Consider the following 13130-nt stretch of genomic DNA (forward strand, 5'->3'; position numbering starts at 1 on the left):
GGCGCAAGGTTGGTTACTTTCAGAGATTATTCATGAAACAAACACAACGGCATGACGCGATCATTGAACTGGTAAAAAAACAGGGGTACGTCAGTACGGAAGAGCTGGTGGAGCATTTTTCTGTCAGCCCGCAAACCATTCGTCGGGATCTTAACGATCTGGCGGAACAGAATATGATTTTGCGCCACCACGGCGGCGCGGCGTTGCCCTCCAGCTCGGTGAACACGCCGTGGCACGATCGTAAGGCAACGCAAACGGAAGAAAAAGAGCGCATCGCTCGCAAAGTCGCGGCCCAGATCCCCAATGGTTCAACGCTGTTTATTGATATCGGCACGACGCCGGAAGCCGTAGCGCACGCCCTGTTAGGGCACAGTAATTTGCGGATCGTGACCAACAATTTGAACGTAGCGAACACGCTAATGGCGAAAGAGGATTTTCGTATTATCCTCGCTGGCGGCGAACTCCGTAGCCGCGACGGCGGCATTATTGGCGAAGCGACGCAGGACTTTATCGCCCAGTTCCGTCTCGATTTCGGCATTCTCGGTATTAGCGGTATTGATAGCGACGGCTCGTTGCTGGAATTTGACTACCATGAGGTACGCACCAAGCGCGCGATTATCGAAAATTCGCGCCACGTGATGCTGGTGGTGGATCACTCCAAATTTGGTCGTAATGCGATGGTAAACATGGGCAGCATTAGTATGGTCGATGCGGTCTACACCGATACCCTGCCGCCGCCGGGCGTGATGCAGGTGTTGACGGAGAACCATATCCAACTGGAGCTGTGTTAATTCTGTAAAACGTCCCACGTGAGACCAAAACGCGCCAGGTATTTACGCAGCCGGTCAGCGTCATTCACCGTGGCTTTCCCCTGACGGGAAACGTTGAATAGCTGCCGCCCGGCGTCGGAAAGGGTTTTCGCCTGGCGGCAGATGGCAACGACGTTTTCCAGTTGCATACGGTCAAACAGATCCAGCGCCGTTGCGTCAATGCCCGGCAATCCGTCGAGCGCGGAGGGGCGATGGTCATTCCAGCTATAGCGCAAACGCGCGATTTCATCGTCTACCATTTCGACCGTGATTCGCCCGTTGTCCGCCAGCGTCGCCATGCGGGTGACGCTGGCGGAGAGTTCGCGGAAGTTACCGCGCCAGGCGGCCTGCGGCGAGGTGGCGAAGCTCAGCCAGGCGCGGCGCGCTTCGGTATTAAAACGTACGCTGTCGCCGGTTAGCGCCGCGTGGCGTTCCAGTTCGTAGTCAAGGTTTGGTTCAATATCTTCCTGGCGCTGACGCAGGCCCGGTAGTTCGAAGGTCCAGAGATTAATGCGCGCGTACAGGTCTTCGCGGAATGTCCCCTCCGCCACCCGCTGGCGCAGGTCGCGCACCGTGCCGGCAATCAACTGGAAATCGCTGCTGACCTGCTGGTCGCTGCCGAAAGGGTAAAAGCGTTTCTCTTCAATGGCTTTCAGCAACATGGCCTGTTCATCCGCGCCCAGCTCTCCCACTTCGTCAAGAAACAACATGCCGCCGTCGGCGCTGCGCAGCAACCCTGCACGCTCCTCTCTCGCGCCGGTAAACGCCCCCTTAACGTGGCCGAACAGCGCCGACATCGCCGTGTCGCCGCGCAGGGTGGCGCAGTTCACTTCGACAAACGGGCCGCTGAACTGGTGGCGGGCCAGTTTTAGTTCATAGACGCGACGGGCGAGAAACGACTTGCCCGCGCCGGTCGGGCCGTTGAGCAGGATTGGCGAACGGGAGCGTATCGCGACGCGCTCAATTTGCTCAATCATCCGGTTGAAACACGGGTTGCGGATTGCAATGCCGGACTTCAGGAAGTTGAGCGTCTCCTCCCGCTCCTGAGCGAAGCGGGTGGCGATGTCATTGTAGCGGCTGAGGTCGAGGTCAATAATCGTCACGTCGCCCGTGCTATGCGATTTATCTTTTTTGCGCGGCGGCGAGGTCTGCGCTAATCGCGCCGGTAGATAGCGCGCCTCCGCCAGCAGGAACCAGCAGATCTGCGCGACGTGGGTGCCGGTGGTGATATGAATCAGATAGTCTTCATCTTCGGGATGAAAGGTATGGCTGCGGGCGAAATCGTGCAGGCAGGCGTAAACCTCTTCGAAGTCCCACGGGTTGCGGATCGCGATTTCTACGCCGACGACTTCCGTTTCCGGCGAGACGCTGGCGATATCCTTCTTTAATCCTTCAAACAGCGAGCGAGAGCGGGCATCGTACAGCAGTTCCAGGCGGTGAACGACCAGCGTCTCCTGCTGACACAGACACAAAGTAGGGCGCCATTTTTCCCAACGCTGACTGCCGCGTCCTGCATAGTCGAGCACCGTGCCGATAAAACCAAAGGCCACCGTTTTTCGCATCTTAGATTTCTTTCTAAAAGACGAGATAATTTTATCGCTTTTTAATGGCTGCCGTGCAGGCATTTTTCTTTCATCTGAACGTTAAATAAACAAAGTATTTAAAAATCAATAAATTATAAAATAATTTATTTTCTGGCACGCTGGTTGCAATAACTCTGGCATGGAGAATAACGGAAATGGGAAAAACAAATGGCTAATCCACTTTTGTTCCGTTCGCTGTTAAGGGACGCGCCGCTGGCCAACGCCAGCAATCAGCAAGGCGCAGCGGCCTTTGCCTTCACCCCACGCCATAAACTGGCGCAAATGGTGATGACCGGCTGCATGAACGAGACTTTTTATGCCAGCGGCCAGGCGCAGCTAAATGATGTTCTGGCGACGGCGAAAGATCTCGACGATCTGTTTTTAGCGCAACTGGCGATTTATGGCCGCGAACGCGGGATGATGAAGGATATGCCCGCGCTGTTGACCGCCATTCTGGCGGCGCGTGGTTCGGCGCTGCTGCCGGTAGTATTTGCGCGGGTGATCAATAATGGCCGGATGCTGCGTAACTTTGTGCAGATATTGCGTAGCGGCGTGACCGGGCGGCGCTCGCTGGGGACGCGGCCAAAGAAGCTGGTGCAGCGTTGGTTACAGAACGCCAGCGAAGAGCGCTTATTGCAGGCATCGGTGGGCAATGCGCCGTCGCTGGCGGATATCGTCAAAATGGTACACCCACGGCCGCAGGCGGCGTGGCAGGAAGCCTTCTTCGCCTGGCTGATTGGTAAGCCGTGCGATAAGGCGCAACTGCCGGAAAAAACGCGCGCGCTGCTGGCGTTTCGTGAAGGCGACATGGGCGCGGCCTTACCCGATGTGCCGTTTTTACTGCTGACCAACGCGCCGCTGAGTCGCGAACAGTGGGCGCAGCTGGCGCAGCGGATGAGTTGGCAAACGTTGCGGATGAATTTGAATACGCTGGCGCGTCATGGCGTGTTTGAGAATACAACGCTTGCCGCCAGCGTGGCGCAGCGGCTGGCGGACAGAGCGCAGGTGCGCCAGTCCTGGGTTTATCCTTATCAGTTGCTGTCGGCGTGGAGCAATCTGCAAAGCGGCGTGCCGCAGGTTATTCGCGAGGCTTTAGCGCAGGCGATGGAGTACGCGCTGGAGAACATTCCGCCGTTTCACGGCAATGTGGTGGTCTGCCCGGACGTGTCGGGGTCGATGAAGTCGTCGATAACCGGCTATCGCAAGGGGGCGACCAGTAAGATCCGCTGCGTGGACGTTGCCGGGCTGATCGCCGCCGCCGTGCTGCGTAATCATCCGCAGGCCCGCGTGCTGCCGTTTGAATGCGATGTGGTTGACGTGCAGCTTGATGCGCGCCAGTCGGTTATGCACAACGCGCAAAAGCTGGCGGCGGTTGGCGGCGGCGGCACCAACTGCTCCGCGCCGCTGCGTAGGTTGTTGAACGAGCGGGCGCGGGTGGATCTGGTGATTATGGTGTCGGATAACGAATCGTGGGTTGATAAGTCGCGCCATGGCTCAACGGCCACCATGGAATGCTGGATCGAACTGAAAAAGCGCAACCCGCAGGCGCGCCTGGTGTGTATCGATCTGCTGCCTTACGGTACCACCCAGGCGGCGGAACGAAGCGATATTTTGAACGTCGGCGGCTTCAGCGACGAGGTGTTTACGGTGATAGATAACTTTGTTAACGGTCGCTATGGCAGCGCGCACTGGCTGGAAGAGATTGAAGCCGTGACGCTGTAAAGAGTATTCAGCGCGGCGCGAATGCTGGCCGGGATTACATCTTTCCCGATGCGTATCATCCCGGCTATGAATTTGTCGCGCGGCGCTGAAGGCACGAATGCTGGTGGATCTACACCTTGTATGGCCAGACGCAGGTTCGAACCCTGCCGGGGCTTAGCCCTGTAGCTCAACGGTAGAGCGGGTGATTCACCTTAACTTGTCGTGCCACCCTATTTTGGCGAATGCCTGTGGATCTACATTTGTTGCGGGTTCGAGACCCGTCAGAGCCCGGCTCTGTAGCTCAATGGTAGAGCGGTGTATTCACATAAACTTGTCGCCACCCTAATGATTAAAACGAGAAAAAAATGATGAATTACGAATTGATGACCACCCAGAACGCACCGGTAAAAATGTGGACCAAAGGCGTACCGGTAGAAGACGATGCCCGTCAGCAGCTGATCAATACGGCGAAAATGCCGTTTATTTTCAAACATATTGCCGTTATGCCGGATGTGCATTTGGGGAAAGGATCGACCATCGGTAGCGTGATCCCGACGAAAGGGGCGATTATTCCGGCGGCGGTGGGCGTGGATATCGGTTGTGGGATGAACGCGCTGCGTACCAGTTTAACGGCGGCCGATCTGCCGGAAAACCTGGCGGAACTGCGTAGCGCCATAGAGGCCGCTGTGCCTCACGGGCGTACCACCGGACGCGGGCATCGCGATGTGGGCGCATGGGGAAACCCGCCCGCCAACGTTGATGAAAAATGGGCGCAACTGGAAGCGGGATATCAGTGGTTAACGCAAAAATATCCGCGCTTTTTGAATACCAATAACTATAAGCACCTGGGAACGTTGGGAACCGGTAACCACTTTATTGAGATCTGTCTGGATGAAACCGATCGGGTATGGATCATGCTGCACTCCGGTTCGCGCGGGATCGGTAACGCCATCGGCACCTATTTTATCGGCCTGGCGCAGCAAGAAATGCAGGAGCAGTTAGAAACGCTGCCGTCCCGCGATCTGGCGTATTTTAATGAAGGAAGCGAATATTTTGATGATTATCTGAAAGCGGTACACTGGGCACAACAATTCGCCAGCCTGAACCGCGAGGCGATGATGGAAAACGCGCTGGCGGCGCTCCAGCGCTGCGTGGAAAAACCGATCGCCCTCGATATGGACGAGATAAACTGCCACCATAACTATGTGCAAAAAGAGCAGCACTTTGGCGAAGAGATCTATGTGACGCGTAAAGGGGCGGTTTCGGCGCGGCGCGGTGAGTTCGGTATCATTCCTGGTTCGATGGGGGCGAAAAGCTTTATCGTGCGCGGGCTGGGTAACGAAGAGTCGTTCTGTTCGTGCAGCCACGGCGCCGGGCGCGTGATGAGCCGAACGAAAGCGAAGAAACTGTTTAGCGTTGACGATCAGATTCGCGCCACCGCGCATGTCGAATGCCGTAAAGATGCGGACGTGATCGACGAGATCCCAATGGCGTATAAAGATATTGATGCGGTGATGGCGGCGCAGTCTGACCTGGTGGAAATCATGTACACCCTGCGGCAGGTGGTGTGCGTTAAAGGATAGAAAATGGCAAGGATCATCGCGCTGGATGGCGCACAGGGAGAGGGTGGCGGGCAGATTTTGCGCTCGGCGCTGAGTTTATCAATGATAACCGGCCAGCCGTTTGAAATGAGCGGCATCCGCGCCGGGCGCGCTAAACCGGGGCTGCTACGCCAGCATTTAACGGCGGTGCGGGCGGCAACGGAAATCTGCGGCGCGCGGGTGAACGGCGACGAGCTGGGCTCGCAACAGTTGCGTTTTACGCCGGGGCCGATTCGCGGCGGCGAGTACCGTTTCGCGATTGGTAGCGCGGGCAGTTGTATGCTGGTGCTGCAAACCGTCCTGCCCGCGCTGTGGTTTGCCGACGGTTCATCTCGCGTGGAGGTTCACGGCGGGACGCATAATCAGGCCGCGCCCAGCGCCGATTTTATCTGCCGCGTCTGGGAGCCTCTGTTGGCGAGGATGGGTATCAACCAGCGCACCACGCTGATAAAACACGGCTTTTATCCGGCAGGCGGCGGTGCGGCGGCAACGGTCGTCGAACCGGCAGCGTCTTTACGCGGGCTAACGCTGATATCGCGCGGCGAGACGCGGCGTATCACCGCCGAAGCTTTGCTGGCGGCGGTTCCTTACCACGTTGGCGAACGTGAAGTCGCAACGCTGGAAACCCACTTCCCGCAGGCGGAGAAAAACGTCGTTGCGCTGGAAGGCGGCTGCGGGCCGGGCAACGCGCTGTCGCTGATGATTCAAAGCGAACAGTTGACCGAACTGTTCGCCGCGTTCGGCGTAAAAGGCACCAGCGCGGAAGCGGTAGCTAATCAGGTTGCGCATGAAGCGCGGCGCTATCTCGCAAGCCCGGCGGCGGTGGGAGAGCATCTGGCCGACCAGCTGATTTTACCGCTGGCGCTGGCGGGCGAAGGCGCGTTTACCGTGGCGCGGGCTTCCGCTCACTTGCTTACCAATATTGCGGTGGTGGAACGGTTTTTGCCGGTCAGATTTTCCTGTGAAGCAACCGAAAGTGGCTATCTTGTCCGGGTAAGCGACTAAGTCATCTTTACGAGCATTGCAAGGCAAACATTCAGACCCGGTTTGTATGTGTGTCTCAGTTGAGCTACAATTTGAACTGTATAGAGACACAGTACAGGAGACTAATCGATGGCTGCAAATGCGCTTGTTCGTGCCCGTATCGACGAAACGCTGAAGGACCAGGCGGCAGATGTCCTGGCTGAAATGGGGTTAACCATTTCTGATTTGATACGGATTACACTGACTAAAGTTGCGCGTGAAAAGGCATTGCCTTTTGATTTGCGCATACCCAATGAGTTAACGTCCCGAACGATAGAAAATAGCGAAGCTGGCATTGATATTCATAAAGCCAAAGATGCTGATGATTTGTTTGACCAGTTAGGGATCTGACTATGGGACAAAGGGAAATTGAATATTCGGGACAGTTCCAGAAAGATGTAAAACGGGCACAAAAGCGTCATAAGGATGTCGGCAAACTTAAAACACTTATGACGCTTCTGATTCACCACCCTTTTCCCCTTCCTGCCATTTATAAAGATCACCCGTTACAAGGTTCATATAGCGGATACCGGGATGCCCATATTGAGCCTGACTGGATTCTTATTTATAAGATAACGGATGAATGCCTGCGATTTGAACGAACAGGAACGCATGCCGATTTATTTTAAAAGCGCCGTTTTTGCCCACATGTTAACCGGTGCTTTCAGGTTTTATGATTAAACAAATTTACACACCAGGGCGTTGCCTGTTTTGCCTCAAACCCCGTACCCCATCATCTTCAGCAACTGCTGCGCGTGCTGTACCGCGTCCTGACGGTGCGCGACGCCGAGTTTCTGGTAGAGGTTGCGGATATGCGTCTTAATGGTGGTTGCGGCCACCGCCAGTTCGCCGGCAATCTGTTCGTTGCTGTAACCGGAATAGATAAGCCCTAACACCTGCCATTCACGCTGGGTGAGCGGGCTGGTGCGAATAAGCTCCGGGACATCCGGATGGTTAAGCAGGCGCTCGACGAAGCCTTCGTCAAAATGGGCGAATTTATGCCGGTGATGTTGGTTAATCTCTCGCAGGATGCGCTGCGCGCGATGCTGCTCCATCTCCGGCAGCGTATTGAGTTGAATCAGCTGACGCAATTGTTGCGCCATGGCTTCGCCTTCAATCACAAAATGGCTGATAAATCCGGTGCGGTTGGCAAGCTGTAAGGCATCAAGCAATACGCGCTGGGCGTCGTTTTTCCGCCCGGATTGCCAGTAAAGCTGATTGAGTAACAGCAGATTGCGGTTTAAATCGCTCATTAAGCGCAGGCTACGGGCATTTTCATTTAACTCTTCCAGCACGATTTCCGCAGGCTCGAATTCGCCCAGCAGGATCTGCGCGCGGGCGATATTCCGCCATTGCCCTTGCAGAAAATGGTTATTGGCAAACGCCGGTTTTGGCGTATGGCGTAACCAGTTGGCGGCGGATTTCTTGTCGCCGGTTAACTGCCAGTAAATGACACGCACTTTATCGGCGTTAGAGATCCAGTCACAGTGATAACGGCCATTGCCTAATAAATTTTCCAGTCGGTTAAGCTGACTACGGGCATTATCCAGATCGCCGCGCGCCAGCGAGCACTGCACCAGTAGCGTCAGGCACTGCAACTGTTGTTGCGGCTGGAAGGTGGACAGCACAGCGATACCGCTGCGCGCCGAGGCCTCCGCTTCGTCAAGGCGCGCCCACGCCCACAGCAATTGCGCGCGGATACGTACCAGAAACTCATGCATCGGCAGTTGTTCCAGATGTTGCTCTTTGATCAACTGGAAGGCTCTCTCCTGCGTTTCCCATGCGGCCTGCAGGAATCCCTGGGCGAACTGAATTTCGCTTTGTTGAATTAAGCTCCATAGCGCGTAATGCCAGACGTCATGATGGCGCGCCATTTGTTCGGTTTGCTGCATCAGCGATAAAGACTGGCTGAGATCGCCTTTACAGTGCAGCACCTCACCGTGAACGGAGGTCGCGACAATGCGGCTATAAAACCAGGCGAGAGGAAGCTCATCCAGCGCCAGTTTCGCCAGCCGCTCAGCCTCTTCCGGATTGCCGTCGTTGATGGCGACCTGGGCGCGCAGCGCGTTAAATTCAGCATGCAGCGTGCCGTCCATGACCCCTTTGATCTCTTGCTCGGCGCGCGCCAGCAGCGTATTCACTTCGCTATAGCGGTGTTGGCTTTGCATCAGCCAGGCCTGTAACAACACCAGCCGCGGATTTTCCAGCAGGCTTTCCCACGGCAGCGCTTTTAATGACTCTTCCAGCAGCGCCAGTTCACTGTGATTAAACAGCCCCCACGCATGGTTAAGCAGGATATCGCGCAGCATTTGCGCGTCACCCGCCGCCAGCGCATGATGAATAGCTTCGCTGGGAAAACCTTGTTCCATCCAGCTTTCCGCGGCCGCGCGGTGGATCTCCGGCAGTTCCGCCGCCAGTTCCCACTGGCAACGCTGGCGCAGAAAGCTACCAAACAACGGGTGATAGCTAAACCACTCGCCCGTGTCGTCCATGCGTTGCAGGAATAACCCCTGGCGCTCAATCTCCTCCAGCCGCATCTGGCCGTTTTCTTCGCCGGTCACGCGCACGATCAACGCGTCATTCATTGAGCGTAAGATCGCGCTTTTAAGTAAGAAATGTCGGGTGCTGACATCCACGTTATCCAGTACTTCGTCCACCAGATAATCAGAAAGGTGGCTGGCATTAATCCCGGCAAGACGGCGGGCGGAGTGATGCGCAGAGGTATGGTTCTGGCGCGCGGAGAGGGCGATCAACTGTAGCGCAGTGGCCCAACCGGCCACATCATCGCACATGCGGCTGCTCTCAGCGGCTTCAATGGGCGACGAAAGACGACGGTCAAAAAATTGCTTTGCTTCCTGATGGTTAAAAGCCAACTGCTGGCTGCCGATTTCCAACAGCTGATCGCGCACGCGCAGGTTAGCGATGCCCAGTTGCGGCAAATTACGCGATAATACCACCAGGGTGAAATTTTCTGGCTGATGCCGTAAGAAAAAGCGCATCGCGTCGTGAATCACCGGATTGGTAATCAAATGGTAGTCGTCAATCACCAGATAAAGCGGGCGATGCCACTGCGCCAGTTCAATAAAGAGCTGCGCGAAGAGGGACGTCAGGCTGGCGTACTGACGTTTTTGCGCCATCGCTTCGCTGGTGGAGCAGTGTCCGCCGGTGGCCTGTTGGATAGCGGCAATTAAGTAACTGGCGAATCGCTCTTGCTGGTTATCGCCTTCGTCGAGAGAGTACCAGCCTAATTCATTTTTGCCCGCCGCCCACTGTGAGACAAGCGTGGTTTTCCCATAGCCAGCAGGACTGGTTACCAGGGCGAGCCTGAAATTGTTCGCGCCGGAAAGTTTAGCCAACAGCCGCTCACGAACCACGGTATGGTCGAGACGAACCGGACGACTTAATTTAGACGGAATCAACATAGCAATCACTTCACTGTGGGAAATGGGGGGAACTGCGATTTTTTTTGCGCTTCGTAATTAATAGATATAAGGTCGGCCAGAAAGCATTTTAATGCAAGCTAAGCAGACTTTTTATGTGTCTGAATTTGCACTCTGTCACAATTCTAAATAACGGTATTAAAAAAGTATTCGGCGCGGTTGAAACGAGCGTCAGAGCTGGGCTGAGGTCATATTTCCGTTATTGTAAATAATGTCCTGGACATCATCCGGATTTAACACAATGGCGATACCAGGCGTTTAATTAATTATGTTTAGTGAGTGAATCTCCCGCCACTGAATATTTCAGGTAAGAAACTATTTCGGCGTTCATATAATCTTTCGAAAATACCCCTTCGCGATTTACTGTTATTTCTGTTTATTCATTTGATTATGCGTAACACTGGGTGTCGTTGACAGGAATCGGCGCGTTTATACAGGGGTAAGTGGCGGCGATCACACTTTTATGCTCATCCCCGCTCCTCCTCCCTCCCTAATCATTGCCGGGAGGAGGAAGGTCAACATCGAGCCTGGCAAACTAGCGATAACGTTGTTTTATTACCCGAGGACGGATTTCCTATGTCACAGCCAACCTTCAATAAAGATCAATTCCAGGCCGCCCTGACGCGTCAGTGGCAGCGTTTCGGTTTACTGTCGGCGTCCGACATGACGCCTCGTCAGTGGTGGCAGGCCGTTAGCGGCGCGCTGGCGGAATTACTGAGCGCGCAACCGGTAGCGCAGCCGACGAAAGGCCAGCGTCATGTGAACTACATTTCGATGGAATTCTTGATTGGCCGCCTGACGGGAAATAACCTGTTAAATCTGGGGTGGTACCAGGACGTTAGCGATGTGCTGAAAGCGCACGATATTAATCTGACCGATCTGCTGGAAGAGGAAGTCGATCCGGCGCTCGGCAACGGTGGTCTGGGACGTCTGGCCGCCTGCTTCCTCGATTCGATGGCCACCGTCGGGCAGTCCGCTACGGGCTATGGTCTGAACTACCAGTATGGGCTGTTCCGTCAGTCATTTGTTGAAGGCAAGCAGATGGAAGCGCCGGATGACTGGCATCGCGGCAGCTATCCGTGGTTCCGCCACAACGAGGCGCTGGACGTCCAGGTTGGGATCGGCGGTAAAGTCACCAAAGAAGGGCGCTGGGAGCCAGGTTTTGTGATTACAGGCCAGGCCTGGGATCTGCCGGTGTTAGGCTATCGTAACGGCGTCGCGCAACCGCTGCGTTTGTGGCAGGCGACCCACGCGCATCCGTTTGATCTGACCAAATTCAACGACGGCGCTTTCCTGCGGGCGGAACAGCAGGGTATCGATGCGGAAAAACTGACGAAGGTGCTTTATCCCAACGATAACCACACGGCGGGCAAAAAACTGCGCCTGATGCAGCAATACTTCCAGTGCGCCTGCTCGGTAGCGGATATTCTGCGCCGCCATCATCTGGCCGGACGCAAACTGCATGAGCTGGCGGATTACGAGGTCATTCAGTTGAACGATACTCACCCGACCATCGCCATTCCGGAACTGCTGCGCGTGCTGATTGACGAGCACCAGCTGAGCTGGGATGACGCCTGGGCTATCACCAGCAAAACCTTCGCCTACACCAACCACACCCTGATGCCAGAAGCGCTGGAGTGCTGGGATGAGAGGTTAATCAAAGCGCTGTTGCCGCGTCATATGCAGATTATCAAGCAGATTAACGACAGCTTTAAGACGCTGGTCGATAACACCTGGCCTGGTGATAAGCAGGTATGGGCAAAACTGGCGGTGGTGCATGACCGTCAGGTACGCATGGCCAATATGTGCGTGGTCAGCGGCTTTGCGGTCAACGGTGTGGCGGCGCTGCACTCCGATCTGGTGGTGAAAGATCTGTTCCCGGAATATCACCAGCTTTGGCCGAACAAATTCCACAATGTCACCAACGGCATTACGCCGCGTCGCTGGATCAAACAGTGCAATCCGCAGCTTGCGGCGTTGCTGGATAAAACGCTGAAAAAAGAGTGGGCTAACGATCTCGACCAGTTGATCAACCTCGAAAAATACGCTGACGACGCCACATTCCGTCAGCAATATCGCGACATCAAACGGGCGAACAAAGAACGGCTGGTGAAATTTATCCGGGCCCGTACCGGGATTGAGATTTCGAGCAACGCGATTTTTGATATTCAAATCAAACGTCTGCACGAGTACAAACGTCAGCACCTGAACCTGTTGCATATTTTGGCGCTGTACAAAGAGATCCGCGAAAACCCGCAGGCTGACCGCGTACCGCGCGTATTCCTGTTTGGCGCGAAGGCGGCGCCGGGCTATTACCTGGCGAAGAACATCATTTTTGCTATCAATAAGGTTGCGGAAGCCATTAATAACGACCCGGCGGTGGGTGATAAGCTGAAGGTGGTTTTCCTGCCGGATTACTGCGTCTCGGCGGCGGAAATGCTCATTCCGGCGGCGGATATTTCCGAGCAAATTTCTACTGCCGGGAAAGAGGCGTCCGGCACCGGTAACATGAAACTGGCGCTGAACGGGGCGTTGACTGTGGGAACGCTGGACGGCGCTAACGTTGAAATCGCTGAAAAGGTGGGTGAAGAGAATATCTTTATCTTTGGCCATACTGTGGAAGAGGTCAAGGCGCTCAAAGCCAAAGGCTACGATCCGGTGAAATGGCGTAAAAAAGACAAAGTGCTGGATGCGGTGTTAAAAGAGCTGGAAAGCGGTCAATACAGCGATGGCGATAAACATGCCTTTGACCAGATGCTGCATAGCCTCGGCAAACAGGGGGGCGATCCGTACCTGGTCATGGCGGACTTCGCCGCTTATGTCGAGGCGCAAAAGCAGGTGGATGCGCTGTATCGCGACCAGGAAGCGTGGACGCGCGCCGCGATCCTCAATACCGCGCGCTGCGGTATGTTCAGTTCCGATCGCTCTATTCGCGATTATCAGGCCCGTATCTGGCAGGCAAAACGCTAAGGG

General features: G+C 55.3%; 9 protein-coding genes. 7 read left to right on the top strand and 2 right to left on the bottom strand.

All coding sequences use genetic code 11. From position 1 onward, the window contains the following. Positions 1-32 precede the first annotated feature (32 nt). Positions 33-791 (top strand): DeoR/GlpR family transcriptional regulator, encoded by a 759-nt coding sequence (locus ACLJQD_RS13785; RefSeq protein ID WP_000815085.1) that lies wholly within the window; start codon positions 33-35, stop codon positions 789-791. Here the strand turns inward: ACLJQD_RS13785 and rtcR are convergent. Next, positions 788-2371 (bottom strand): RNA repair transcriptional activator RtcR, encoded by a 1584-nt coding sequence (gene rtcR, locus ACLJQD_RS13790; RefSeq protein ID WP_017441602.1) that lies wholly within the window; start codon positions 2369-2371, stop codon positions 788-790. The genes ACLJQD_RS13785 and rtcR overlap by 4 nt on opposite strands. A gap of 189 nt (positions 2372-2560) precedes the next feature. Here rtcR and ACLJQD_RS13795 point away from each other — a divergent pair, with 189 nt between their 5' ends. The 5 genes from ACLJQD_RS13795 to ACLJQD_RS13815 all read left to right on the top strand — a co-directional run bounded on the left by ACLJQD_RS13795 (position 2561) and on the right by ACLJQD_RS13815 (position 7346). Beyond that, the gene (locus tag ACLJQD_RS13795; RefSeq protein WP_017441601.1) at positions 2561-4114 is read left to right on the top strand and encodes a vWA domain-containing protein; all 1554 of its coding nucleotides are present in this window, start codon (positions 2561-2563) and stop codon (positions 4112-4114) included. A gap of 347 nt (positions 4115-4461) precedes the next feature. Beyond that, positions 4462-5676: an RNA-splicing ligase RtcB gene (rtcB, locus tag ACLJQD_RS13800; RefSeq protein WP_017441600.1), complete on the top strand. Its 1215-nt coding sequence runs from the start codon at positions 4462-4464 to the stop codon at positions 5674-5676. Positions 5677-5679: 3 nt separating this feature from the next. Then, complete coding sequence (gene rtcA, locus ACLJQD_RS13805; protein ID WP_017441599.1) at positions 5680-6699, top strand: RNA 3'-terminal phosphate cyclase; 1020 nt, start codon at positions 5680-5682, stop codon at positions 6697-6699. Between the two features lie 108 nt (positions 6700-6807). Then, a complete protein-coding gene (locus ACLJQD_RS13810) occupies positions 6808-7068 on the top strand; it encodes a type II toxin-antitoxin system RelB/DinJ family antitoxin (RefSeq protein ID WP_017441598.1) in 261 nt (86 codons plus the stop codon). Between the two features lie 2 nt (positions 7069-7070). Beyond that, positions 7071-7346 carry a type II toxin-antitoxin system YafQ family toxin gene (locus ACLJQD_RS13815; RefSeq protein WP_001526148.1) on the top strand — a complete coding sequence of 92 codons (276 nt, stop codon included), beginning with the start codon at positions 7071-7073 and terminating at the stop codon, positions 7344-7346. A gap of 87 nt (positions 7347-7433) precedes the next feature. Here ACLJQD_RS13815 and malT read toward each other — a convergent pair whose 3' ends face one another. After that, complete coding sequence (gene malT, locus ACLJQD_RS13820; RefSeq protein ID WP_000907030.1) at positions 7434-10139, bottom strand: HTH-type transcriptional regulator MalT; 2706 nt, start codon at positions 10137-10139, stop codon at positions 7434-7436. 594 nt (positions 10140-10733) lie between these two features. On the opposite strand from malT, the gene malP reads away from it, so the two are divergent. Further along, the gene (malP, locus tag ACLJQD_RS13825; RefSeq protein ID WP_017441597.1) at positions 10734-13127 is read left to right on the top strand and encodes a maltodextrin phosphorylase; all 2394 of its coding nucleotides are present in this window, start codon (positions 10734-10736) and stop codon (positions 13125-13127) included. The last annotated feature ends 3 nt before the right edge of the window (positions 13128-13130 follow it).

Source organism: Salmonella sp. SAL04214, from assembly GCF_046550615.1.
Lineage (GTDB): Bacteria > Pseudomonadota > Gammaproteobacteria > Enterobacterales > Enterobacteriaceae > Salmonella > Salmonella enterica.

Coding starts and splice junctions, on each gene's coding strand:
- rtcR (WP_017441602.1), bottom strand. CDS start 2,371: ATGCGAAAAACGGTGGCCTTTGGTTTTATCGGCACGGTGCTCGACTAT.
- ACLJQD_RS13810 (WP_017441598.1), top strand. CDS start 6,808: ATGGCTGCAAATGCGCTTGTTCGTGCCCGTATCGACGAAACGCTGAAG.
- rtcA (WP_017441599.1), top strand. CDS start 5,680: ATGGCAAGGATCATCGCGCTGGATGGCGCACAGGGAGAGGGTGGCGGG.
- malP (WP_017441597.1), top strand. CDS start 10,734: ATGTCACAGCCAACCTTCAATAAAGATCAATTCCAGGCCGCCCTGACG.
- ACLJQD_RS13795 (WP_017441601.1), top strand. CDS start 2,561: ATGGCTAATCCACTTTTGTTCCGTTCGCTGTTAAGGGACGCGCCGCTG.
- malT (WP_000907030.1), bottom strand. CDS start 10,139: ATGTTGATTCCGTCTAAATTAAGTCGTCCGGTTCGTCTCGACCATACC.
- ACLJQD_RS13815 (WP_001526148.1), top strand. CDS start 7,071: ATGGGACAAAGGGAAATTGAATATTCGGGACAGTTCCAGAAAGATGTA.
- rtcB (WP_017441600.1), top strand. CDS start 4,462: ATGAATTACGAATTGATGACCACCCAGAACGCACCGGTAAAAATGTGG.
- ACLJQD_RS13785 (WP_000815085.1), top strand. CDS start 33: ATGAAACAAACACAACGGCATGACGCGATCATTGAACTGGTAAAAAAA.